28 protein-coding genes are annotated in these 23,059 nt (G+C 62.2%); 14 read left to right on the forward strand and 14 right to left on the reverse strand.

Annotated features, from left to right (window positions below; translation table 11 throughout):
• Positions 1–120: 120 nt before the first annotated feature.
• Positions 121–1,164, forward strand: a complete 1,044-nt coding sequence (gene rsgA, locus AADW23_RS01795) for a ribosome small subunit-dependent GTPase A (protein WP_341862820.1) — start codon at positions 121–123, stop codon at positions 1,162–1,164.
• A gap of 36 nt (positions 1,165–1,200) precedes the next feature.
• Here the strand turns inward: rsgA and AADW23_RS01800 are convergent, their stop codons facing one another.
• Positions 1,201–1,554 carry a DUF6404 family protein gene (locus AADW23_RS01800; protein WP_341862821.1) on the reverse strand — a complete coding sequence of 118 codons (354 nt, stop codon included), beginning with the start codon at positions 1,552–1,554 and terminating at the stop codon, positions 1,201–1,203.
• 90 nt (positions 1,555–1,644) lie between these two features.
• Positions 1,645–3,177 (reverse strand): ankyrin repeat domain-containing protein, encoded by a 1,533-nt coding sequence (locus AADW23_RS01805; RefSeq protein WP_341862822.1) that lies wholly within the window; start codon positions 3,175–3,177, stop codon positions 1,645–1,647.
• Positions 3,178–3,395: 218 nt separating this feature from the next.
• Here AADW23_RS01805 and AADW23_RS01810 point away from each other — a divergent pair, with 218 nt between their 5' ends.
• The 4 genes from AADW23_RS01810 to recR all read left to right on the forward strand — a co-directional run bounded on the left by AADW23_RS01810 (position 3,396) and on the right by recR (position 6,609).
• Positions 3,396–3,773, forward strand: coding sequence for a DUF202 domain-containing protein (locus AADW23_RS01810; protein WP_341862823.1), 378 nt, complete (start codon positions 3,396–3,398; stop codon positions 3,771–3,773).
• Between the two features lie 60 nt (positions 3,774–3,833).
• On the forward strand, positions 3,834–5,588 hold the full coding sequence (locus tag AADW23_RS01815; RefSeq protein ID WP_341862824.1) for a DNA polymerase III subunit gamma/tau: 1,755 nt from the start codon (positions 3,834–3,836) through the stop codon (positions 5,586–5,588).
• A 73-nt stretch (positions 5,589–5,661) separates the two neighbouring features.
• Positions 5,662–6,006 (forward strand): YbaB/EbfC family nucleoid-associated protein, encoded by a 345-nt coding sequence (locus tag AADW23_RS01820; protein WP_341862825.1) that lies wholly within the window; start codon positions 5,662–5,664, stop codon positions 6,004–6,006.
• A gap of 3 nt (positions 6,007–6,009) precedes the next feature.
• On the forward strand, positions 6,010–6,609 hold the full coding sequence (gene recR / locus AADW23_RS01825; protein WP_341862826.1) for a recombination mediator RecR: 600 nt from the start codon (positions 6,010–6,012) through the stop codon (positions 6,607–6,609).
• Between the two features lie 341 nt (positions 6,610–6,950).
• Here recR and AADW23_RS01830 read toward each other — a convergent pair whose 3' ends face one another.
• The gene (locus AADW23_RS01830; RefSeq protein ID WP_341862827.1) at positions 6,951–7,583 is read right to left on the reverse strand and encodes a ribonuclease T2; all 633 of its coding nucleotides are present in this window, start codon (positions 7,581–7,583) and stop codon (positions 6,951–6,953) included.
• Positions 7,584–7,720: 137 nt separating this feature from the next.
• On the opposite strand from AADW23_RS01830, the gene AADW23_RS01835 reads away from it, so the two are divergent.
• Genes AADW23_RS01835 through AADW23_RS01845 form a run of 3 tightly spaced genes read left to right on the forward strand, consistent with a single transcriptional unit; the run spans position 7,721 to position 9,470 of the window.
• Positions 7,721–8,473, forward strand: coding sequence for a cell cycle transcriptional regulator TrcR (locus AADW23_RS01835; RefSeq protein WP_341862828.1), 753 nt, complete (start codon positions 7,721–7,723; stop codon positions 8,471–8,473).
• A 5-nt stretch (positions 8,474–8,478) separates the two neighbouring features.
• Positions 8,479–8,835 carry a hypothetical protein gene (locus AADW23_RS01840; RefSeq protein ID WP_341862829.1) on the forward strand — a complete coding sequence of 119 codons (357 nt, stop codon included), beginning with the start codon at positions 8,479–8,481 and terminating at the stop codon, positions 8,833–8,835.
• Between the two features lie 47 nt (positions 8,836–8,882).
• Entirely contained in the window at positions 8,883–9,470 is a 588-nt protein-coding gene (locus AADW23_RS01845) for a DUF4453 domain-containing protein (RefSeq protein ID WP_341862830.1), read from the forward strand.
• 57 nt (positions 9,471–9,527) lie between these two features.
• Here the strand turns inward: AADW23_RS01845 and AADW23_RS01850 are convergent, their stop codons facing one another.
• Genes AADW23_RS01850 through clpS form a run of 3 tightly spaced genes read right to left on the reverse strand, consistent with a single transcriptional unit; the run spans position 9,528 to position 11,720 of the window.
• A complete protein-coding gene (locus AADW23_RS01850; protein ID WP_341862831.1) occupies positions 9,528–10,337 on the reverse strand; it encodes an SDR family oxidoreductase in 810 nt (269 codons plus the stop codon).
• Between the two features lie 33 nt (positions 10,338–10,370).
• Positions 10,371–11,369, reverse strand: coding sequence for a class I SAM-dependent methyltransferase (locus tag AADW23_RS01855; RefSeq protein ID WP_341862832.1), 999 nt, complete (start codon positions 11,367–11,369; stop codon positions 10,371–10,373).
• Positions 11,370–11,384: 15 nt separating this feature from the next.
• Complete coding sequence (gene clpS / locus AADW23_RS01860) at positions 11,385–11,720, reverse strand: ATP-dependent Clp protease adapter ClpS (RefSeq protein ID WP_341864258.1); 336 nt, start codon at positions 11,718–11,720, stop codon at positions 11,385–11,387.
• 93 nt (positions 11,721–11,813) lie between these two features.
• Between clpS and AADW23_RS01865 the strand changes: the two genes are divergently transcribed.
• The 3 genes from AADW23_RS01865 to AADW23_RS01875 are packed head-to-tail and all read left to right on the forward strand — an operon-like array spanning position 11,814 to position 14,349.
• Positions 11,814–12,515: an HAD family hydrolase gene (locus AADW23_RS01865; RefSeq protein WP_341862833.1), complete on the forward strand. Its 702-nt coding sequence runs from the start codon at positions 11,814–11,816 to the stop codon at positions 12,513–12,515.
• A gap of 8 nt (positions 12,516–12,523) precedes the next feature.
• Positions 12,524–13,690 carry an MFS transporter gene (locus tag AADW23_RS01870; protein ID WP_341862834.1) on the forward strand — a complete coding sequence of 389 codons (1,167 nt, stop codon included), beginning with the start codon at positions 12,524–12,526 and terminating at the stop codon, positions 13,688–13,690.
• A 47-nt stretch (positions 13,691–13,737) separates the two neighbouring features.
• Entirely contained in the window at positions 13,738–14,349 is a 612-nt protein-coding gene (locus tag AADW23_RS01875; protein WP_341862835.1) for a CDP-alcohol phosphatidyltransferase family protein, read from the forward strand.
• A 118-nt stretch (positions 14,350–14,467) separates the two neighbouring features.
• On the opposite strand, the gene AADW23_RS01880 is transcribed toward AADW23_RS01875, so the two are convergent.
• Both AADW23_RS01880 and AADW23_RS01885 read right to left on the reverse strand, forming a co-directional pair.
• Positions 14,468–15,451: an NAD(P)H-quinone oxidoreductase gene (locus AADW23_RS01880; protein WP_341862836.1), complete on the reverse strand. Its 984-nt coding sequence runs from the start codon at positions 15,449–15,451 to the stop codon at positions 14,468–14,470.
• Between the two features lie 65 nt (positions 15,452–15,516).
• Complete coding sequence (locus tag AADW23_RS01885; RefSeq protein WP_341862837.1) at positions 15,517–16,203, reverse strand: COQ9 family protein; 687 nt, start codon at positions 16,201–16,203, stop codon at positions 15,517–15,519.
• A gap of 104 nt (positions 16,204–16,307) precedes the next feature.
• Between AADW23_RS01885 and rpsU the strand changes: the two genes are divergently transcribed.
• The gene (rpsU, locus tag AADW23_RS01890; protein ID WP_011457005.1) at positions 16,308–16,514 is read left to right on the forward strand and encodes a 30S ribosomal protein S21; all 207 of its coding nucleotides are present in this window, start codon (positions 16,308–16,310) and stop codon (positions 16,512–16,514) included.
• Between the two features lie 108 nt (positions 16,515–16,622).
• Here the strand turns inward: rpsU and AADW23_RS01895 are convergent, their stop codons facing one another.
• The 5 genes from AADW23_RS01895 to AADW23_RS01915 all read right to left on the reverse strand — a co-directional run bounded on the left by AADW23_RS01895 (position 16,623) and on the right by AADW23_RS01915 (position 20,428).
• Positions 16,623–17,240, reverse strand: a complete 618-nt coding sequence (locus AADW23_RS01895) for a hypothetical protein (RefSeq protein ID WP_341862838.1) — start codon at positions 17,238–17,240, stop codon at positions 16,623–16,625.
• Positions 17,237–17,380, reverse strand: a complete 144-nt coding sequence (locus AADW23_RS01900; protein ID WP_341862839.1) for an aa3-type cytochrome c oxidase subunit IV — start codon at positions 17,378–17,380, stop codon at positions 17,237–17,239. The genes AADW23_RS01895 and AADW23_RS01900 overlap by 4 nt, the downstream gene beginning before the upstream one ends.
• A 108-nt stretch (positions 17,381–17,488) precedes the next feature.
• Positions 17,489–18,532, reverse strand: a complete 1,044-nt coding sequence (locus AADW23_RS01905; RefSeq protein ID WP_341862840.1) for an MBL fold metallo-hydrolase — start codon at positions 18,530–18,532, stop codon at positions 17,489–17,491.
• Positions 18,525–18,749, reverse strand: coding sequence for a hypothetical protein (locus tag AADW23_RS01910; RefSeq protein ID WP_341862841.1), 225 nt, complete (start codon positions 18,747–18,749; stop codon positions 18,525–18,527). The genes AADW23_RS01905 and AADW23_RS01910 overlap by 8 nt, the downstream gene beginning before the upstream one ends.
• Before the next feature lie 2 nt (positions 18,750–18,751).
• Positions 18,752–20,428 (reverse strand): acyl-CoA dehydrogenase, encoded by a 1,677-nt coding sequence (locus AADW23_RS01915; RefSeq protein ID WP_341862842.1) that lies wholly within the window; start codon positions 20,426–20,428, stop codon positions 18,752–18,754.
• 125 nt (positions 20,429–20,553) lie between these two features.
• Here AADW23_RS01915 and AADW23_RS01920 point away from each other — a divergent pair, with 125 nt between their 5' ends.
• The gene (locus AADW23_RS01920; protein ID WP_341862843.1) at positions 20,554–21,498 is read left to right on the forward strand and encodes an L-threonylcarbamoyladenylate synthase; all 945 of its coding nucleotides are present in this window, start codon (positions 20,554–20,556) and stop codon (positions 21,496–21,498) included.
• A gap of 12 nt (positions 21,499–21,510) precedes the next feature.
• Here the strand turns inward: AADW23_RS01920 and AADW23_RS01925 are convergent, their stop codons facing one another.
• On the reverse strand, positions 21,511–22,089 hold the full coding sequence (locus AADW23_RS01925; protein ID WP_341862844.1) for a YqgE/AlgH family protein: 579 nt from the start codon (positions 22,087–22,089) through the stop codon (positions 21,511–21,513).
• 106 nt (positions 22,090–22,195) lie between these two features.
• Between AADW23_RS01925 and AADW23_RS01930 the strand changes: the two genes are divergently transcribed.
• Positions 22,196–23,005: a protein-disulfide reductase DsbD domain-containing protein gene (locus AADW23_RS01930; RefSeq protein ID WP_341862845.1), complete on the forward strand. Its 810-nt coding sequence runs from the start codon at positions 22,196–22,198 to the stop codon at positions 23,003–23,005.
• Positions 23,006–23,059: the final 54 nt, after the last annotated feature.

Below are 23,059 nucleotides of genomic sequence, written 5' to 3' on the forward strand. Positions count from 1 at the left end.
GGTTTTATGCCGATTGCATTCTCTCTCCGGGCCTGTGTCTGAAATCAGACCACGCCCGAAGAATTGACCGCGCAGCTTGATGCCGCGCCATTCGTCATGACCATTCGGGAAACTCCTACAATGACACTTCCTACACTTGCTGACCTTGGCTGGACCGGTCGGCGTATCGCGCAGCTGAACGACGAGGATGCCGGCGCTGTGCCTGCCCGAGTCAACAAGGTTTCGCGCACCCGCATCACTGCATTCAGCGCCCAAGGCCCCTTGCGGCTTGTGACCCAGGGCGAGGAAAGCACCGGCGATTACGTGACCGGCGATTGGGTTCTGGCCGATGCTGAACAGGGCATCGTGCTGCGCCGCTTGGAGCGGGACACCCTTCTGACCCGCCGTGCTGCCGGATCGGGGTTAGAGACACAATTGATCGCGGCCAATGTCGATACGCTTGGCATCGTCACGTCTTGCAACGCGGATTTCAACATAGCGCGGCTGGAACGTTATCTGGCCATGGCGGCTTCTGCCGGATGCTTGCCGCTGATCATCCTGACCAAATCCGACATGGCCGACGATCCGCGAGAGTTTGAGCGCAGGGCCGAGGCGCTTTCGCCGTTGGCCTCGGCTATCGCCATGAACGCCAAGGCCGACAACGCGGCAGAGGTGTTGAAGCCATGGGCCCAAGACGGGCAAACCTTCGCGCTGGTCGGCTCATCCGGGGTCGGCAAGACCACCCTGGCCAATGCGTTGACGGGCGCTGACGACGCCACAGCGGATATCCGAGAGGATGACGCCAAGGGCCGCCACACCACCACGTCACGCGGCTTGGCCCCGACGATCTTTGGCGGCTGGCTGATCGACACGCCGGGTATGCGGGCTTTGCGTCTGAACGACGCCGCCGACGGCATCGGTGCGGTCTTCGCCGATATCGAAGAGCTGACGGACCAATGTAAATTCCGCGATTGCTCTCACGTGGCAGAGCCGGGCTGCGCGGTGCAAGCGGCCGTGGCTGAAGGGAAGCTGGACGCCGACCGGGTAAAGCGTTTCTTGAAGCTGGTCCGAGAGGACGAGATCAACCAAGAGGCCGCCCATGAACGCCGCGCGAGAGAGAAAGACTTCAAGAAAATGACCAAAACGGTGATTGCCGCGTCGAAGCACAAGCGCGGCAAGAAGTAGCCGCGTCACGTCAATTAGCGGGTGGGAGGGCCTTTTCTACAGGTCTTCCCACTTCGACAGGCCCGCCTGCGACCCGGCCCATCGGTAGTATCCGGCCATCAACAACCCAAATATCACCCCCGCCATCAGCGCCGAAATCACCGCGACGACGACGGGTAAATCGGCGTGCTGCCACTGCACGAACCACATAATCGCGCCCCAGATCACACCGAACATCGGCCCCAGAACCAGAACCGCCCGCAGAAAGCTCATGTAGTGGGGCGGGCGCGGCTTGAGGCCCAGGCGCCGCGCCATGCGAAACATTGGTGGCGCGTAGTTGAGGCTGGTGATGGAGGAAGCTTCAAGTTCTGCCATCGCGCGGGCAATGCGGTGCTCATAGGTGTTGTCCATGGGATGCCTCGCGCGTTTGGTTGCAACACTGTTGATACCCTTGTTGCTGCGGGGGGCAAGCCCTGTCGCCCGTCGCCACAAGGCACCGCGTCACCTCGGGCCGGTCTCCACCACCTGCCCCGGCTTGTCGGCGGCCCAATTGCGTAGAAACGCCGCGATCTCTGGATCTCCCACTTGGTCAATGGCGCGGCGGGGCAGCGCCACGCATTCATCCAGCGCCAGTTGCAGGCAGGCAATGTAGTCGCTGCGGGTCTGGTCCGGGTTATTCTCGGCGCCGTGCAGGATGGTCGAGAACAGGTTGCCGCCGTAGTTGTTCAAATGCCCAAGGTCTGGTTTCAGGCGCAACAGCGCCTGCATCACATCGGGCAAGCCAACCCAACCCGCCGCCTGTACCGGGGTTACGCCCGCACTATCGGGGCGGTCATATTCCACGCCCACTGCGGCGAGCCGTTGCAGATGCGGCAGCTTGCCGGGCAGATGCAGGATCTCGCGGATGATATTGCGGGCCGCTGCAGGCAATTTCGACGGATCAATGTAGCGCCGTTCCGGCACGGCCCCATCGGCCACCTGCGCCAAAAGCGCCTCTACCTCGGTCAGGGGCGTTGCGTGGCCCGCGTCCTCTAGCTGCTGCGCCAGCGCGCTGTTCCCGAAGATACGTGCGTAGGCATAGGGCGTGACGCCTTCATAGACTCGCGTGGGATCAGCGCCGTTTCGCAACAACAACGCCACCATGTCCGGCGGAGACATCCGGCGGGCGGCTTGGTGCAAGGCGGGGACGGTCCAATGCACCTCTCCACCGACCTCGTCGGCATTGAAATCATCGGCCCGTGCGCCGGCGTCCATCAGCATCTGCACGGCCTCCACATCGTGGAAATCCATCGCCCTCAAAAGCGCGTTCGTCCCCTTTGGGTCCGCCCCATGGGCCAGCAATAGACGCAAGCCGCCGTGGTGACCCAACTCTGTGGCATGGTAAAGGGACTCTCCGTCATTGGGGTCCGCGCCATGATCCAAAAGCCATTCAGACAGGGCCATGTTGTTGCCGTATCCAAGAGCGAAATAGAGGGTCGATAAGGCGTGATCGCCCTGTTGAGGCGCGCCATAATCGGGGTCCGCCCCATGGGACAACAACAGGTCAGCAATGGCCAGCATGTCGGCTTCACGGTCCGGAAACAGATGAATGGCGCGGGACTGCGCCAAAACTGTCAGGGGCGGCAGTTGCGGCGCGGGGCGGGTCGCCAAGGCTGGATCAGTGGCGATCATTTTTGCCATGGCCGCCCTGTCGTAGAGCAGAACACTCAGGGCAAAATGATCCTGCGGCAAGGTCGGATCAGCCGACAGCAATTGCTCCGTCACATGATCTTGCCCGTTCTTCAAGGCCACCACCAACCGCTGTTGCCGCTGCGCCCGGTCCAAACCTTCGGTTTCCACAGCGGCCTTCAGATGTGGCCAAGTGGCAAAACCCTGCTCGCGGGCAATCACATGCAGAAAATCGGCGTGCTTCAGCGGCTCTCCTTCCGGGCGAGGCCGGTGGGAGATCACGCGCTGCACGGCCTCAGCCGCCTGCGCCCCAAAGGCCTTTTTCAGAGCCGTCGCATCTCGGCGCAATTGATCGAGTGTTTTCATAGTCGGTTCCCTCAACAAACGCCCAACGATCCGCTGCATGGGCCGAGAGACACCGAAAGCGTGTCTGTCATGAATGTCTTGAGGGGGCCGACGACGGCTTTCCGCGGATCTGGAGGCTGCCCCGAGCAGCGGTGCAATCCTAGCCCGAATGCCGCCCGCGCCTCAAGCAATGTCGTTGACCGCTCGACATTGCGGCAGGCTGGCCTAAACTCTTGGCTATGACGGACGACAAAGAAGAAACCGCAACTGAACTGGCGATGGAGCGCACTGATTGGGCCGAGGATCGCACAATCATGGCAAACGAGCGCACTTTCGCTGGATGGATGCGCACGGGCATGGCGTCAGTCGCGCTCGCACTTGGGATGAAGGCCGTGTTCGGGGATTTTGAGCCGGTTTGGGCCGCCAAAGCGACCGCGAGCATTTTCATCGTCTTGGCGTGCTACATTTTTTTCACGGCACGTCAGCAGTCTTGTGCCACGCAAACGCGGATGAACGACCATGCTGCGGAGCCAAAGTCGAACGCTTCAATGACAATCACCGCCACGATCTTGTCCATCGGCGCGATCTTCACCGGTGTCATCCTTTGGTTGCTCTAATCCGGTGGACGCCGCGCGGGCGGGACCGTAGTTTACCGCCACACACTAGCGTGAGGCGATATGACCGAGACCCCCGATAAAGGCTACCAAGTCCTCGCGCGGAAATACCGCCCCGCGACCTTTGCCGATCTGATCGGGCAAGAGGCCATGGTCCGCACGCTGAAGAACGCGTTCGAGGCCGACCGCATCGCACAAGCCTTCATGCTGACGGGTATTCGCGGAACGGGTAAGACCACCACCGCAAGGATTATCGCCAAGGGCCTCAACTGTATTGGCGAAGACGGCGAAGGCGGCCCCACGACGGACCCTTGCGGCGTGTGCCAGAACTGCGTGGCGATCACCGAGGGCCGCCACGTGGACGTGATGGAGATGGACGCGGCGTCGAACACCGGGGTCCAGAACATCCGCGATGCGATCATCGAAACGGTCAGCTACCGCGCCGCGCAGGCCCGCTACAAGATCTTCATCATCGACGAAGTTCACATGCTGTCGACGAGTGCTTTCAACGCGCTGCTCAAGACATTGGAAGAGCCGCCTGCCCACGTCAAATTCCTGTTTGCCACGACCGAGATCCGCAAGGTTCCGGTGACGGTGCTGTCGCGGTGTCAACGCTTCGATCTGCGCCGGATCGAGCCTGAAGTGATGATTGCCCACCTGCAACGCATCGCGGGTCTGGAAAACGCCGCGATTGCAGAAGATGCCGTTGCCCTGATTACCCGTGCCGCCGAAGGGTCGGTCCGGGACGCGATGAGCCTTCTTGACCAAGCCATTGCCCATGGCGCAGGCGAAACCACCGCCGATCAGGTGCGCGCGATGTTGGGCCTTGCCGATCGGGGCCGGGTGATGGACCTGTTCGAAGCGATCATGGCCGGCGACGCCGCCAAGGCGTTGGACGAATTGGGGGCGCAATATTCCGATGGCGCCGACCCGGTGGCCGTACTGCGCGATCTGGCCGAAATCACCCATTGGCTGTCGGTCATCTCGATCACACCCGATGCGGCCGAAGACCCCACGATCTCCCCCGACGAACGCACACGCGGGCTGGCCTTGGCCGAGAAATTGCCGATGCGCGTGCTGACGCGGATGTGGCAAATGCTCCTGAAAGCGTTGGAAGAGGTCGCTATGGCCCCCAACGCCATGATGGCCGCCGAAATGGCGGTGATCCGCCTGACCCATGTGGCCGACCTGCCAACGCCGGGCGATCTGGTGAAGAAACTGGCGGAAACGCCCCGCCCCGCCGGAGGTCCGCCCTCGGGCGGTGTTGGCGGCGGTGTGTCAGGCCCCGGGCCACAGGCCCGGTCTACGGGGGCAGCCCCTGTTGGGGGCGGTGGGGCGCAAGCGGCCCTTGCGCCGCAGTCCGGACCGGACCTTGCCGCCTACCCTACCTTTGACTCCGTAGTGGCGCTGATCGAATCGGCCCGTGACATCAAGCTGTTGATCGAAGTGAAAACCGCCCTGCGGCTGGTCTCCTATTCCCCCGGCCGTTTAGAGCTTGAGGTGACAGACACCGCCCCCCGCGATCTGATCCCGCGACTGGGGCGTATGCTTCAGACAGCCACGGGCGCGCGCTGGGGCATCACTGTGGCTTCCTCGGGCGGCGGCGCGACGATCCAGGAACAGGAACAGGCCGCCCAGAAAGAGGTAGAGGCCGAGGTCACAAAACATCCCTTGATGCAGGCCGTACTATCGCGGTTCCCGCAAGCGCGGATCGCGGAAATTCGCAGCCATGCGGACTTGGCACAGGAGGCCGCGGCGACGGCGCTAGAAGAAATCCCGGAAGAAGCTGGCGATTGGGACCCCTTCGAGGACGAGTGAAACGCGAGGCACCTTGTGACCCATGCCCGCGCGGCATACTTGAGGACAAACGAGATTAATTGGAGAAGATGAGATGTTGAAGGGTTTGGGCGGCATTGGCGACATGGCCAAGATGATGAAGCAAGCGCAGGAAATGCAGGGCAAGATGGCGGAGGTCCAAGAGGGACTTTCCTCGATCACCGTGCAAGGCGAAAGCGGCGCGGGCTTGGTCAAGGCAACGGCGACCGCGAAGGGTGAACTGACGGCTCTGGACATTGATCCGTCGATTTTTGACCCGAACGAGAAAGAAGTGGTCGAAGACCTGATCCTCGCCGCGATCAAAGATGCGCAATCCAAGGCGCAAGACAAACACAACGAAGAAATCCAGAAGATGACCGAAGAGCTCGGTCTTCCCGCTGGCATGAAACTGCCGTTCTAAAACGTGGCAGAGACGCCCCAAGATATTGAAGAGCTGATCGGTATCATGGCCCGACTTCCGGGTCTTGGGCCCCGATCGGCGCGGCGTGCGGTTCTTACGTTGATCAAGAAACGCGGCGCATTGATGCGCCCGCTGGCGGAAACGATGGCTCGGGTCGCAGAGAACGCGCGGGAATGCGTGAACTGCGGCAATATCGGGACCGGCGATCTGTGCGACATTTGCCTGGATGTCGGCCGCGCGACCGGCGAGTTATGCGTGGTAGAGGACGTGGCGGACCTCTGGGCGATGGAGCGAGGGCAAGCGTTCAAGGGGCGCTACCATGTGCTCGGCGGCACGCTCTCGGCGCTAGACGATGTGGGGCCCGAAGACCTCGGCATCCCCAAACTGCGCGCCCGCATGGCGGATGAGGAGATTACCGAAGTGATCTTGGCCCTTAACGCAACCGTGGATGGACAAACGACGGCGCACTACATCGCCGATGAACTGGCCGCCGCGAGCGTGAACCTGTCGTCCCTCGCACAAGGCGTCCCGATCGGCGGTGAATTGGATTACCTCGACGACGGCACAATCTCCGCCGCGTTGCGGGCCCGTAAACGTTTGTGAGGACGAGAGACGGCCCCTTGCCAAAGTGGGTGTCCACCACAAGCTTCAGCGCATTTTTCATCCGTTGTGCCGTGAGTTGTAAGGCCAAGGTGAATTGGGGGGGGCGCAATGTTGGGTGCAAGGCTCATTCGGCGACCGGGGCTCAAACTTGGCCTGCTTCTCCGCCGAATGAGATCTTTTGCGTCCGTGCGGGGTTGCTTTTAGCCACACGTCGTATCCTGACTGTCTCTGATTCTCCTTAACCAAGCGTTAAGGGCCCCTTCATCTTTTCATAAATATCCGTCGGGGGGAGCGCCCTTTTGGGCGCTGGGGGGCAGACAGCCCCCCATCAGGTTTGTAGCCTAGCGCATCGGTGAGAATAACGCGTCTGGCGAGCGGCAATCGCGAATGACATCGGCACCGCAAACCCGAGGCTCAAGCGCTCGGGTAAAGCACACGCGCACTTCCTGGATTCGGTTAGCGCGGCAGGTTACGGTCAGCATATCCGGGTCCAGTTGCGGGTTCACCTCCAGGAAGGCTTCTTCGATGACGGACGCGGGCACGCGCACCTCTGTATCCAAGCGCCGTAGAATGTCGGGGCGCTGCACGGATTCGTAGGCGAGCCGGGAGAGGGCGTAGTAATCCGGCGCCTCCAATCCTGTGCACACGCCATGTTTGCGCCATTGGTGCCAGGCCAGACCCGATGTGCCCATGATATCCGCCATCTCGCCGGTCATCCCACGTGACGGGGCGCGCATCACCGTGGGGCAATAGGCGGGCCAGCCGTCCTCATATTGTGGCCACAGCCCGTGCAGCGCAAAGCCGAAGTCCTGGCCGTCGTCGCACTGTGGCGACGCGCGTTCGTCGCCTTCCAGAAGGCACCATGTGGGCGTCCAGCTGAGGCTCATGACGTAGTAGTCAAATTCGCCGGCGGGCTCCCCGTCCGCATGGGCTGTGCCTGCGGCAAACAATAGCGCGAGTATCAGTCGTTTCATTTGGGTCTTCCCTCAGTGCCTCATTGCGCCTATATACCTCGTGATTTTCCTGAAATCGAGGAACCGTAAGGCCCCGCCTTGCAGCCGCTTCCACCGGCCTTGTTCCCTGTGCTCAGGCGCACCCGGAGGGACTTGAGATGAACAAACCTATCATGACGAAAGCCACTGCTGTTTGGCTGGTCGACAACACCACGCTGAGCTTCAAGCAAATCGGCGATTTCTGCGGCCTGCACGAGCTGGAAGTTCAAGGCATTGCCGATGGCGACGTTGCGGCGGGCGTCAAGGGGTTTGACCCGATCGTCAACAACCAGTTGACCCAAGAAGAGATCGACAAGGCTACTGCCGATCCTCACCACAAGCTGCAATTGAAGTTCTACTCTGCCGCCGTCGGCGAGGAAAAACGCCGGGGTCCGCGGTATACGCCGCTGTCCAAGCGCCAAGACCGTCCGGCCTCGATCCTGTGGCTGGTGAAGTTTCACCCTGAACTGACCGACGGTCAGATCTCCAAGTTGGTCGGTACCACGAAGCCGACCATTCAGGCGATCCGCGAGCGGACTCATTGGAACATCAACAACATCCAACCCATTGATCCCGTTGCTCTGGGCCTGTGCAAACAGTCCGAGTTGGACGCCGCCGTACAAAAGGCCAACGCCAAGAAGCTGGCCGAAGGCGCTGCAATGACCGATGATGAACGTCGCAAACTGGTTTCCACGGAAACCTCGCTTGGGATGGATGTCGATAGCGCCGTTCCGGCATCAATTGCCGGGCTGGAAACCTTCACCCTCTCCACCCCCGACGAGGATGACCAGCCAGAGCATACGCCAGACGCCGACACGTTCTTCAACCTGCCCGCCAGCAGCGAAGACGACGAGGATGAAGACGAAAGCTAACCCCGATGATGGAACCTCGTCTGCCCGGAATTTGGTACGCCAGTGACCGGCAGACGGGGTTCTTTCTTGTTCCCGATGGTGCAGACCGCAAAGCAATGTTTCGCCAATTGTTTATCGCCACGGAAAGCCGCCGCGCCAAAGAGGGGGGCGTCGTGGAAAACGGCTGCTACCTGACAACACCGGACGGCGACCTGTTTCAGGCCATCACCTGGCACGGCAAGCGCCTTGGGGCCTGGCGCCGGGATTTTGCCGAAAGCACTGAAGCCCTGGGCATTGTTACCGGGCGATTTCACGGGCGACGCTTAATGACATCCGATGGGCGGCGCTATTGGTTCCGAGACTTGGTAGTAGAGCGCTGGTAACGCCCGTTGGGGCTGGCCCTGCTGAGGCGATCTGTTACGATTCCCCCATGATCCGCCACCTGTCTTACCTATTGCTGATGCTTGCCGCCGCCCCGGTTGCCGCGCAAGACACCCTGTTTTGCCAAGAGCTTTGGCTTAGCCGAAACACCGTCATGGATCGTGCGGGGCAATGCTTCAGATCCGCCCTCGGGCAGGCCGTCTTTGACAATTCCGATTGCGTGGACACCGAGATTCGCCTGAACCCGTTGGACGCAGAAATCGTGCGCTTGGCGCAGGAAGCAGAGGCGCGGGCCGGTTGCGCGGTGGATATAGAAGCGAATCGACTGTCCCTTGGTGCCCTCCCTTTCCACGCCCGCCTGATGGCGCTGTTTACCGTGCCCGTCGGGGCCGATAGCGAACATGGGTGCAGCGGTCATCTTGGGGCGCCCATCACCCTATACGCCGGGATTTCCACCAACATGACCGTACTGGGTCGGGTGGAAGCGGGTCAGACCTTTACGCTGTCCCATGGGCCATTGCGCGGCGGGTGGGAATATCAGGAGGTTTTCGACACGCAAGGCACGCCCGTGGCCCATGGATGGGCGCAGAACCTGCCAGCCGACATGGCCACGATTTGCGCGTTGATTGCGGGGTAGCGCGGCGGCGACGGCGACGGCGACGGCGACGGCGACGGCGACGGCGACGGCGACGGCCTAGTGGGCCGCTTTTGTCACCGAATCAAGCAAGGTGCGCCCGCCATCGACTGTAATGGTCTCTCCGGTTATGAAACCAGCCCCGTCCGAGGCCAGGAACTGCACCGCCGCCGTGACCTCTCGGGCCGAGGCGATGCGCCCCAAGGGCGTGCATTCGCGGATCTCCTTGCGCAGGCCGTCAGTTTCGTTCAACGAATCCTTCAGGCTCGCGGACATGACAGAGCCGAACGCCACGCCGTTCACGCGAATACGATGGGGCGCGAAGGCGACCGCCAGGTTGCGCGTGGCCTGATCAAGGGCTGCCGTGGCGATGGAATAGCCCAACAGATCGGGGTGGGTGCGCCGCGCTGCGATGGACGAGATGTTCACGATAGAGCCAATCGGCCCGTCGTCGTGGCCATCGGCCTCGGCCTGCGCGATCATCCGTTTTGCCACCGCCTGCGACAGGCGCAGGGATGGGTACAGGTTCTGTTCCAGCATCGCCTCGACCGAGGGGTCGGTCGGGTCCAGCGGGTCCGTTGTCATCACCTGCCGCGAGGCATTCACCAAGATATCAATCCGGTCATAAGCGTCGATCGTGGCCGAGATCAGGTTTTCGACCGTCAGACGTTCGCGCAGGTCGCCGGAGAAGTAGCGGATGTTTTCATCGCTGCCTTCGGTCTCTCCGCATTCGTCTTTCAGCCGAGACTTATCACGGTCGGCGAACATGACATTCGCGCCCCGGTCAATAAAATGGCGGGCAATCGCAAGCCCAACGCCGTTGGCGGCACCGGTCACAATGGCGGTCTTACCTTGGATGGAAAGGCTCATCTGGATGATCCCTAGATGTGTGAGAAATGCGTTCTAGCGCTTTGGTTTTCCAAGAGGCTTCATCGCCTCGTAGATTTTGTAGCCCTCTAGCTCTCCCAGCATCGAGCCGGAGCCGAAGCAGGATTTGAGGGTCTCTTCATAGGGCAGATGCCGGTTGGCTACCATGAAAAAGCGGCCCCTTGCCGTCAGGTGGCGGGCGGCTGCCTGAATGAAGGCGCGGCCAATTTCAGGATCTGCGCGGCGGCCCGTGTGGAAGGGCGGGTTGCAGATAATCGCGTCGTAGGGGGCGTCCGGCGTGAAGCGGGTGACATCGGCCCAATGGAAATCGGCGCGGGGGTCTTCAACGTTGACCTGCGCCGCTTCCAGCATGGCGTGGTCGGCTTCGATCAGATCAAGTGTCTCGATCCCCTCCTGCTCGGCCAGAACCTCGGCAGCGAGATACCCCCAACCGGCCCCAAAATCCGCGACACGGCCTTTCAGTTCTGGCAGTAGCGCTACAAGGATCTCGGACCCACGGTCGGGCCCATCCACGCTGAAGCCTCCGGGGACAGTCATATAGCCGTGCTCGCCCACCTCGGGCGTTACGATCCAATCCAGCACCTCTGCCGGGATCGCATCGGGGCGGCGCAGCCAGGCCAGCTTGCCGTGAGCCTTGGAGTATACGTGATCGACCGCAAACACCCGCTTGAGCTGTTTTACAATCGCCTCGATCCCCTCTTCTTTCTGGCCATCGACCATTAAAAGCCCGCCCGGCGGGATTCGTCCCAATGCCTCGGCAATCGCCGAAAACGTGCCGGCACGGGATTTGGTGATCTGCACAAGGGCGCTGGCGAATTGGCCCTCGGCCTCTACCATCACGTTTTGGCCACGGGCCTCCAACCGGTCGTAATCCGGCGCGAAGCCTTGCACGCAGGTCACTTCACCCAGCGCGGAAAAATCGCTGTCGGCGCGCGCTTGCAGCACCAGAACGGCACCGGAAGGCGCCTCTAATTCGCCGCTATCAAGGGCGAGGGTCCATCTATCGGGGGTCATAAGATCAGAGGAGGATTACTCCTCCTTCTCCATCGTGCATTGCAGGGGGTGTTGGTTGCGGCGGGCGAAATCCATCACCTGCGCCACTTTCGTTTCGGCAATCTCGTGCGAGAAGACGCCCACAACCGCAAGCCCCTTCTTGTGAACCACCAGCATAATCTCCACAGCGGCGGAATGGGTGATGCCAAAGAACCGCTCCAACACATGCACGACGAACTCCATCGGCGTGTAGTCGTCGTTGAGCAGCATCACCTTGTACATCGGTGGCCGTTGGGTCTTTGTTTTGGTCTTCGTTGCAAGCGAGACGTCGCCGTCTCCGGTATCGACGTCGTCGGGCTCATCTGCCATCATTTGAAGTGTCATCATGAAGTCTGATCCCGGTTCCAAGTCCCGTGGTTAGACCGCAGTATATAAGACTGCAATCGATTCCGAAAAGAGGGTGATATGGGCGAAAGGTTAAGCGTGATCGGTTTTGATGCCGATGATACGCTTTGGCAAAACGAAAGTTTCTTTCGTTTGACCGAAGACAGGTTCGCTGAATTGCTGGCCGATTACGCCGAGGATACCCACCTGCGTGAGCGTCTGTTGGAATTTGAGGTCCAGAATATCGGGCATTATGGCTTTGGTATCAAAGGCTTCATGCTTTCGATGATCGAAACCGCCGTCGCGGTGACTGACGGGCGCGTTGAAGGCCATGTCATCGGTCAGATACTTGAGATGGGCCAGGAAATGCTGCGCCACCCAATCCACCTTCTGCCCCATGTGGAGGAAACCCTGGGTCGGCTGACGGACAGATATCCGCTGGTTTTGATCACCAAGGGCGACCTTTTGCATCAGGAGCAGAAGCTGGCCGCCAGCGGCTTGGGCGATTTGTTCGCCGCCGTCGAGATCGTTTCCGAGAAACACCCCGCCACCTATGAACACGCCTTTTCGATCCACGGCATGGGGCCGAAGCACGCGATGATGGTGGGTAATTCGATGAAATCCGATATCCGTCCCGCGCTCGATGTGGGAGCCCATGCGGTCTATGTCCCCCACGGCATCGCTTGGGCGCTGGAACATGCTGAAACACCCGAGGGGCATCCGAAATTTCACGAGCTTCCCGACCTAGGCGGGCTGACTGCGCTGATTGATAGGCTTGAGTGAGGTAACCGATGCCTTTCGCCCCGAGCCACCGGGTTCTTGCCGCAACTCTTGGGACTGTCCAAATCCTCACATGGGGTAGCTCTTTCTACCTTCTGGCGATCCTTGCCCCGCCCATCATCCATGACACGGGATGGAGCGCCTATGCCGTGACCGGCGGTATCTCTCTCGCGCTTCTGGCCTCGGCCTTGGCCGCCGGACCGGCGGGCCGCGCGATCAACCGGCACGGGGGGCGGGCCGTCATGTCCGCCGGGGTGATACTGTTGAGCATGGGGCTATTTCTGCTCGCGCTCGCCCCAAGCCTGCCCGTCTACCTTTTGGCGTGGATCGTGATCGGGGGCGCCATGGCCGCCACATTATACGAGGCCGCCTTCTCCACCCTTGCGCAGATCTTCGGCGGAGAGGCACGGCGCGCCATCACCGCGCTCACGCTTGTGGGCGGGTTCAGCGCCACAATCTGCTGGCCACTCTCTGCCCTGCTGGTCGAGACGTGGGGCTGGCGCGGCACCTGCGCCACCTACGCCGTTTTGCACCTTCTCGTTACCCTGCCGCTCTGCCGTTTCGGGGTGCCCCGTGCCACCCTGACGCCCGAAACAGCCGAGGAAGACGCCCCGTCCGCTGCCCCGATCCCCTGGCGTGACCCGCGCCTTTGCGCCATCGCCTTGGCGGGCGTCTGCCTCGTGTTCATATTCTCCACCGTCGCCCTTCACCTGCCCCGGCTTCTGATGGCCAGCGGCTATAGCCTCACCCAAGCGGCGACTTTGGGGGCAGTCATTGGCCCCTCACAAGTGGGCGCGCGCCTGGTCGAGATGTTGGGCGGCGGGCGTCATTCGCCGCTGACAACCATGGTCGTCTCAACCTTTTGCGTGGCGGGCGGCCTTGCCATCTTGTCGCTCCACGCGCCCGCTGCCCTGTGTCTCATAATCTACGGCATGGGCTTGGGCCTCTGGACGATTGCGCGGGGCACCGTGCCCTTGGCGCTGTTCGGCCCGGCGGCCTATCCTGCCACCATGGCCCGCTTGGCCTTGCCCATCCTTAGCGTCTCGGCCCTTGCGCCGCTGGTGGGGCTTGGGATGCTGCCCGCATTCGGTCCGATCGGCACGTTGCAGGCCCTTGCTGCAATCGGCGGCCTGCCCTGCCTTCTCTCGGTTTTATTGTGGCAGCGGCGCCCCCGCTAACAAACCTGTGCATTGACCGGAATGCCGCTGCAAGCCATGACGCCCCCATGATCGACGCCCGCCTCTTGCCCTTGCAGCGAATGCTGATGCAGCCCCCCGCCCGGTGGCTGGTGGCCCGTGGCGTACGCGCCGATCAGATCACGCTGATTGGATGTGGCATCGGCCTGCTGGCCGCACTTGCTGCCGCCTTCGAGATGTATTCCCTGGCCCTTCTGGGCCTCGCCCTGAACCGCCTGGCCGACGGCTTGGACGGCGCCGTTGCACGCCTGACCGCCCCCACCGATCGTGGGGCGTTTCTGGATATCGCCCTGGATTTCGTCTTCTACGCCGCCTTCCCCATCGGCTTCATCTTCGCAGACCCTGCAACCAATGGCCTTCCCGGCGCGGTCCTGATCGCCTGCTTTGTCCTGACGGGAACCTCGTTCCTTGCCTATTCGATCATCGCAGAACGGCGCGGCCTGCAAGCAACCGACTACCCCTCCAAGGGCATCTACTACCTGGGTGGCTTGGCCGAGGGGGCAGAAACCATCGCCATCTTTGCCGCCTTCTGCCTGTTTCCCTCCGCTTTCGCCTGGATCGCTTGGGGCTTCTCTGCGGTATGTATCGTCACCGCTGCCACCCGCTACATCGCCGGCTGGCAGGCCTTCGACGCGCCCTGACCGCAGGCCGCGCCGCCCCATTCACCTTGGCCGTACAACTCCCCCCGGAGGGAGCCCGCACTCTGCCAAAGCCACCTAACTCAACCTCTGGCAGACCGCCGCCCGCCCCAAGGGCCGTTCAAGCAACCTTCAATACAATCTTCCCAATGTGGGCGCTGGATTCCATCCGCCTATGGGCCTCCCCCGCCTGCTCCAACGCGAAGGTCTGGTCCATCACCGGAGCGACTCTTCCGGCCGCCAACAACGGCCACACCTTGTCGCGCAACTCGGCTGCGATCTCCGCCTTCGCCCCGTCCGATTGCGGCCGCAGGGTCGAGCCCGAAATCGTCAGCCGTCGTACCATCACTTGCGCGAAATTCAGCTCCACCTTCGGCCCCTGCAAAAACGCAATCTGCTGCAAACGCCCGTCATTGGCCAAAGCCTGCACGTTGCGCGGCAGGTATTCTCCCCCCACCATATCAAGGATCACATCTGCCCCGCCCACGTCCTTCATGGCCGCCACGAAATCCGCGTCGCGATAGTTGATCGCCTGCTCCGCCCCCAAGGCCTCGCAAGCAGCGCATTTCTCGGCCGACCCCGCCGTGGTAAACACTCTCGCCCCCAAGACGCACGCCAATTGGATGGCTGTCGTACCGATCCCGCTCGAGCCGCCATGGACAAGAAACCTCTGCCCGGCCCTTAGTCCCGCGCGCATGAAAACATTGCTCCAAACCGTGAAATACGTCTCTGGCAAAGCCGCGGCTTGGGCCATCGACAGGCCCTCGGGCACCGGCAGCGCATGGTCTTGGTGTGTCACGACCTGCTCGGCATAGCCGCCGCCCGGCAACAACGCACAGACCGCATCGCCCACGGCCCACCGCGTCACGCCCGGACCGACGGCGGCCACCCGGCCTGAGCATTCCAACCCGGGCAAATCAGACGCCCCCGGCGGCGGTGCATAGCTGCCCGCCCGTTGCAGCGCATCGGGGCGGTTCACCCCCGCATGGTCCACCGCAATCAAGATCTGTTCCGCCCCCGGCGACGGGACCGGGCGCTCACACAGCCGCAGCACCTCTGGCCCGCCGGGTTCCGCGATCTCGACTGCCCGCATCATATCCGCCATTTCCATCCCTCGTTTTGCATCGTTCATATTGCGTCGAAGGCGCCCCCACCGCCCGAAGGGCGGGTTTACGCCGGAGGCGTCCAGCGGCCCGGCAAATCATCTTGCTCCGCCCCGCGCGGCGCGCGCACGGAGGCCGCGAAGCGGTCGAGCCCGGCGGCAAACGGCTTCATCAGGGCCGATCCGCGCACCTTCGCTTTGATCTCTTCAATCTTCATCACATCGCCAATGCGTCGATCCAGTAATTCCCAACTGGCCCCATGGCCCTCGGATTGATCTCCCAGCCAAAACAGGACCGTCGCCGAATACACTCCGGCCAGCGTTGCGCGTTTAGTGTACCAGTTCAAATCCCGGCTGCTGTCCCCCAGACCGGTCCAGATGACATCTGCGGTTTCCCACATCAGCTTGGCCCCGTCGGCGGCATGGATCGGCAAGGCAAACAACGTCGCCCCCCGGCGTACGGCCTCTTTATCTGCTGCGACCAGCTCCAAGCGCCGCTTTACGGCAAAGGTGATCCTGTCGCGAAACCGCATTGCGGCCAGATCGGCACCCGCCAAGGTCTCGGCCAAGGCCCGATCCGCACGGCGGTGGAACGCCATCGCCAGATCAACGGCCCCCCGCGGGAAAAGCGCCCGCGCATCGGCAATCGACACCCCCGCATCATGGGCAGAGGCCTCAAAAGTCGCCTCCGACCAGCCGTCGAAAGGTACATGCAGGCGCGCGGCATCTAGGATGGCATCACTCGTATCAGTCATTCGCAGTCTCCTTATCCCTTGGCTAGACAAGATAGAGGGCAATTGCTATAGCGCCACTTCCTGCAGATCCTTGCAATTCTAACCTAGAAAGGTGGTGACACCACATGCAGGTCAGTGTTCGCGACAACAATGTCGATCAAGCGCTCCGTGCTCTGAAGAAAAAACTTCAGCGCGAAGGCGTCTTTCGTGAAATGAAGCTCAAGCAGCATTACGAAAAACCCTCGGAGAAACGCGCACGCGAGAAGGCGGAAGCAATCCGTCGTGCCCGCAAACTGGCGCGCAAAAAGCTCCAGCGCGAAGGGATGCTCTAAGTAGCCCCGCGTCGGTCGCACATGCGAATCATCAAGAATTGAAAAACCCCCGCAGGCCACGCCTGACGGGGGTTTTTCTTTGTGCGCCCTACGAAAAGACGCAAAAGGCTAGTTCGCCAGTTGCGCCGCCAGAACCGCATCGCTGGCGTCATCCTCATCGCCGGTGGTGCCGACGATCGTTGCTTCTTGCACACCGGGAATCTGCGCGAATTGTTCCATCGTGTTCAGCGGGAAGAACGTCTGCCGGATCGAGGTGAACCCCGGCGTATTCCCCAAAATCTCTGAGATGGAGCGAGAGCAATAGGCCGGCGCCACAGCGCCATAGCTTTGCACGGCGTGGCTCAATTGCTGCGCCACCTCGGCGGAGACCTCAACGGTCTGTGTCCGCACTTCGAACACGCCATTGGACTGAAACGCCATGTACATATCCATATAGGCGGGCGACATGCCAAACAGCACGTCGTTACGCTCTGGCACGCCGGGGTTGTGCCAACTTCCGGCAGGATCGAACAACAAGCGTTGGGCGCCATCAATCAGCAACCCGGAATGAGCACCGGAATTGCTTTGCGTATTGATCGAGGTGATCAACGTGACCGTCGCAGGGCCCGGCGCCACATAGGTTGCGCGGGCAACCTCTTCGTCCGGAGCCCAAACGGATTCCCCGACACAGCCCCCCAGCGTCAGCGCCAGAAGGCCCGCAAAGGCAATCCGCAGCGCCCCGATCATGTTGCGAAGATCGCCAGGAAAATCACCACGACGATGCAGAAAATCGCTACGTTTGTGGACGCTTTCATAAAGCCATCAAACGCTCTTTCCTGTTCGCTGATGTCCATTTCGCCGTGCTTGTAGTCGTCTTGATCGGCCATGTTGGGTTCCTTGGGTCGGAGATTTCAAAATTCTGTTGCGCCCGAAATACCGCAGAACGCGCAGCATGTCAGCCCCGGTCAAGCGTGTCTCAATGCCGCGATGCGCCACTATGCCAGCGTGTAGGCCCATGCCCCGTCATCACGCCGCGCCCGGGTGACCTGCCCCAGCTGGTGCAGGTGGTTCAGATGCGCCACCGCCTCGACCAGCGCCAACCCATAGGTGCCGCCGTCTATCCTGCGTTTGAACAGCGCCGGAAAGCACTCTGCCGCGCTACAGGGGCCTTTTGCGATGTGATCGCGCAGGCGCACCAGCGCCCTGTGGTGGTTGTCGATCAATTGCCGCATCCGTGCGGGCAAGCCGGTGAAGGGCAATTTGTGGCCCGGCAGCACCAATTGGCTTTCACGGGCGTGGGCTTGCAACGCCTCGCAAGCTGCCATCCAGTCGCCCAACGGATCGGCCTCGGGCTCGGTCGCGTAGACACCGATGTTGGGAGAGATCGTAGCCAGCAATTGGTCGCCCCCGATGACGATATCGCCGTCGCGGCTCCAGAATGTCGCGTGATCGGGCGCGTGACCGTGGCCAAAGCGGATGTCCCACGTGCGCCCGCCCATGTCGATTGTGCCCCCCTCGTGCAGGCGCTCGAACCCCAAGGGCATGGGGTGGACAATGTCGGCAAAGTTGAACGGCCGCTCCGCGCGACGCTCTGCCAACACTTCGGCGGACATGCCCGCGTTGATCCAGAATTGCACCTGCTCGTCTGTGGCTTCGGTCTGTTCATCCAGCGTCAACATGCGCGAGAACAACCACGCGGTGCGCGTCATATGCAGCTCCGCGCCGCGGTTCTGGAACCACCCTGCAAGGCCTACGTGGTCGGGGTGGTGGTGCGTCACGACCAGGCGGGTCACGGGGATACCGCCCAAGGGGCCCGCGAAAATCGTTTCCCACAGCGCCTTGGTGCGCTTGGAGTTCACGCCTGTATCAATAATCGTCCAGCCATCGGCATCGCGCAGGGCGTAGACATTCACATGGTCCAGAACCATCGGCAGGGGAATGCGCAGCCAAAGGATGCCTTCGGCCACCTCAACAGCCTCGCCCTCGGATGGGGCGTCGGGGAAAGGGGTGCGAATTGGGTTCAAACTACCATCAGGCATTGCGTGCGTGTCCTTTGGAAATCCGTTCGTTGCCGCGCTTGTAGTTACCCGTAAGTCGCGCCGCTTCGAGTTGTGCCGCACCCTCGTCGCCAGCGGCGGTAAGGTCAAGGAAGGCCTGCGCTTTTCGCCCCCGCAAGGTGGTCGCCAATTTGCCGTGATGGAAGAGCTTCGCGTCGCCAGCTTTGCCCGCCAACCACGTGAAGCCCTGTGCGGCCATGATTACGCCGCCAACTCATCAGCGCTCAGATCATAGAGCCCGTCGGCCCCACATTGCGCCTGCGCCAGCAGGCCGTGCGCTTCGGGCAGAAGGCGCGACAAGTAGAACTTGGCGAGGCTTTGGCGGGTCTTGTCACCTGTCGCGGCTGCCTTGGCGTGGTAATGCGCCCCCAACACACGGGCAAATGCCATCAAGTAAGGCACAGCGCCTCCGAATCGGTCGTTCATATCGAGGCCCAGAAGATGCGTCGTCGTCTTGCGAAGCTCTTGCGCCACGGCGTTGACAGCGGGATCGCCTGCGGCTTCGATCTCGTCGAGCAAGGCAAAGGCCGCCGCGCCGCCATCCATCAGCTTGCGGCCCACAAGGTCCATGGCCTGAATGCCGTTGGTGCCTTCGTAAATCGCGGTGACACGCACGTCGCGGGCGAATTGGGCGGCCCCGGTTTCCTCGATCACGCCCATGCCGCCGTGAACCTGAATACCGATGTTAGCCAGCTTGATCCCCATCTCGGTGCCGTAGGTCTTGGTGATCGGGGTCAGGAACGCTGCGCGGGCAGCGGCGTCGGTGTCGCCGGTTCTGGCAAGGTCCAACGCCACCGCCAGATCCAGCGCCATGGCCCGGGCGGCAAAGACCTCGGCTTTCATCTCGATCAGCATGCGACGCACGTCAGCGTGGTCAAGGATCGTGCCGGTGCCGTCCTCTACCGGGCTGCGGCCCTGCTTGCGCTCCTGCGCGAAGGCCAGCGCATGCTGATAGGCGGCCTCGGCAATCGACAGGCCCTGCACGCCGACGCCAAGGCGGGCGTTGTTCATCATCGTGAACATGGCGGCCATGCCTTTGTTTTCCTCGCCGATCAGCCAGCCCTGCGCGCCGTCGTACTGCATCACGCAGGTGGGGGAGCCGTGAAGGCCCAACTTATGTTCCAGGCTCACCACGCTCAGGGTGTTGGCGACACCGGGGTTGCCGTTTTCGTCGGGGATTTTCTTCGGCACCAGGAACAGGCTGATGCCCTTGGTGCCTTTGGGCGCGCCGGGAAGGCGAGCAAGGACCAGATGGACGATGTTTTCGGCCATATCGTGGTCACCCCAGGAAATGTAGATTTTCTGGCCCGACACCGCATAGGTGCCGTCGCCATTGGGTTCCGCCTTGGAAGACAAGGCGCCCACGTCCGATCCGGCCTGCGGCTCGGTCAGGTTCATCGTGCCGCACCATTCGCCGGTCGTCAGCTTGGGCAGGTAGAGGTCCTTGATCTCGTCCGAGGCATGATGCTCCAACGCCTCGATCTGGCCTTGGGTCATCAGGGGGTTCAACTCGAGCGACAGGCAAGCACTACCGATCATCTCATTCACGGCGGTGGTCACGGTCAGGGGCAGGCCCATGCCGCCATGATCCTGTCCGGCGGATATCGCCAGAAAGCCTGCGTCAGCAATCGCCTTGTAGCCGTCTGCGAAACCGGGAGAGGTGCGCACGACGCCGTTCTCCAACCGCGCGGGCGTCAGATCGCCACCGCGATTGAGAGGCGCGATGACCTCTTCGCAGATGCGGCCAGCTTCAGTCAGAATCGCCTGAACCACGTCGCTCGTAGCGTCTTCAAACGTGGGGGCAGCTTGCAAGCGGTCAAACCCGACGATGTGATCGAGGCAAAAGCTTATGTCGGAAACGGGGGCGCGATAGGTCATTTCAGGGGTCTCCCGGAGCGGGGCCATTTGCGCGCGGATACGTTTCGCGCTAGGGCCGTTATCGTGTTGAGGCAAACAATGGAGCCTCGGCAATTGGTTCAGCAACTTCAACGTTACGTCACGAGATGTCCCGCCCTAAACCCGAAATGTTGCACGAAAATGTCGCGGGCATCACGCGCGCCGCTGAGGTGTTGCGCCACGGCGGGCTGCTGGCGCTACCCACCGAGACCGTCTACGGCCTTGCGGCCGATGCCCGCAACAGCCGGGCCGTGGCGCGGATATTCGAGGCCAAAGGCCGCCCCACATTCAACCCCCTGATTGTGCACGTCTCGACGCTGGAGGCAGCGCGGGAATTGGGGGTGTTTTCCGACACGGCGTTGGCCTTGGCGACAGCGTTCTGGCCCGGCCCGATGACGCTTGTGGTGCCCTCCAAGGGGCAAGTGGCGGATCTGGTTTCGGGTGGGTTGGACACATTGGCGATCCGCGTGCCCGCCCATCCGTTGGCCCGCGCCGTGCTGGAGGCATTTGGCGGCCCGATCGCAGCGCCCTCGGCCAATCCGTCAGGGCAGATCAGCCCGACATTGGCCGAGCATGTGGTGGCAGGCCTGGGCGACAAGGTAGAGGCGGTGCTGGACGGCGGGGCCTGCGGCGTAGGGTTGGAATCGACGATTCTGGCCCCCGGCCCGGGCGGCGTGCGCCTGCTGCGAGAAGGCGGTATTTCGCGAGAGGCCGTGGAGGCAGTGGTGGGACCGGTCACGGCAGATTTGACGCCGGGCCGCGTGGAAGCGCCGGGGCAGATGGAGCGCCATTATGCGCCGCGCACCAAGGTTGTGCTTGGGGGCGCTACCGCGCCCGGTGAGGTCACGATTGGGTTCGGGGCGGTTTCGGGGGACTTCACGCTCTCCGAGCGGGGCGACCTCGTTGAGGCCGCCGCGCGGCTGTTCGCTACGCTCCACGCCGCGGACACGCGTGCCGAGGCACAGGGCGCACAAGTGATCCGGGTGGCCGATGTGCCCGAGGTCGGATTGGGGCGCGCGATCAATGATCGTTTGCGACGGGCGGCGACGTAGGGGAACCGCGGGTCAGGCGTGCCCCGCCTCGGACGAGAGCATCAGGGGATTGATGCCAAGGCTTTGCACAGCGGCGTCCCACTTCTTGCCCATCGCCAGATCAAAGACCAGTTCCGGTGTCGCATCGGCGGTCAGCCAATCGTTACGGGAAATTTCGGCCTCTAGCTGGCCTTCGCCCCAGCCGGCGTAACCGAGCACCAGAAGCGACCGCATGGGGCCACGCCCGCCGGCGATGTCTTCGAGGATATCGAGGGTGCCTGTCATGGCGAAGCGATGATCGACGCGCAGCGCCTCTTCCCCACGAGGGGCGTAGTCGGGGGAATGCAACACGAAGCCGCGGCGCATCTCGACGGGCCCCCCAAAGCAGACGGGAACGGTCGGAGCCGCACCGCGCTTGGGGATATCGAGTTGTTCCATCAGCTCTTGGAAGGTGACCTCCTCCATCGGCTTGTTGACCATAAGGCCCATGGCTTGATCGGGGGAGTGGATGCACAGGAATATAACCGCGCCTGCAAAGCGCGGATCTTCCATTCCGGGCATTGCGATGAGCAGCTTGCCTGTGAGATCGTGTGAGAGGTCGGGCATGGTCATAGCCTCAGCATGGGCCTGTTGCCGGATTCAATCAATCGCCTTTCGCGGATGCGCGTCGCGTGAACGTGACTTTTCATTTCAACGGCAAGTTCCTAGGTCAGGTTACATGACACGTATGATCCGTTTCCTTTGCGCCGCAGCCCTTGGGGTGTTGGCAGCTTTCCCCGCTTCGGCGCAGTACTTTTCCGCCGATGACGTGGTGGATGTGAGCCTGATGCCCGGCTACCGGATGGAGGGCGACCGCCACATGGCCGCGATCCGTATCCGTTTGGCACCGGGCTGGAAGACCTATTGGCGCGCGCCGGGTGATGGCGGGGTGCCGACGGTGTTGCGCCTGACGCAGGCTGACGGCGTGGCAGGCATGGCGATGCATTGGCCGCGGCCGAGGGTGTTTTACTCGAACGGGTTGCGCTCCATCGGCTATGAGGGCGATGTGATTTTGCCGGTGGAATTTGCCCTGAACACCGATGGTGTGGCGCAGGTTTCCGGGCGGCTGGAAATGGGCGTGTGCCAAGACGTATGCATGCCGATCTCGGTCGATCTGGCGGGGGTGTTGCCGCAGGTTACAACACGCGACGGCGCGATTGCGGCGGCTTTGTCGGATCGCCCGTTCACGGCGCGTGAGGCGGGCGCCGGTACTGTAACTTGCGCGATTGAGCCGATCGCCGATGGCTTGCGGGTCACCGTTCGCGCTCAGGTCCCTGATACAGGCAATGACGAGGCGCTGGTGGTGGAGCACCGAGATCCGATGATCTGGGTGTCGGAGGCATCGGTGGAGCGACAGGGTGCCTGGCTGACTGGAGCGGCGGATGTTGTACCAGCCGATCACGGCCCCTTTGCGATGAACCGGGGTGATTTGCGGATCACGGTTATTGGCAGCCGGATGGCGATTGAGTTGGACCGCTGCACCGGGTGAGAGGGAAGAATTGAGAGGCCAGCCCCTCAAACTCCCCGCGATATTTTTGAAAAG

Origin of the sequence: Gymnodinialimonas sp. 57CJ19, assembly GCF_038396845.1 — a bacterium.
Lineage (GTDB): Bacteria > Pseudomonadota > Alphaproteobacteria > Rhodobacterales > Rhodobacteraceae > Gymnodinialimonas.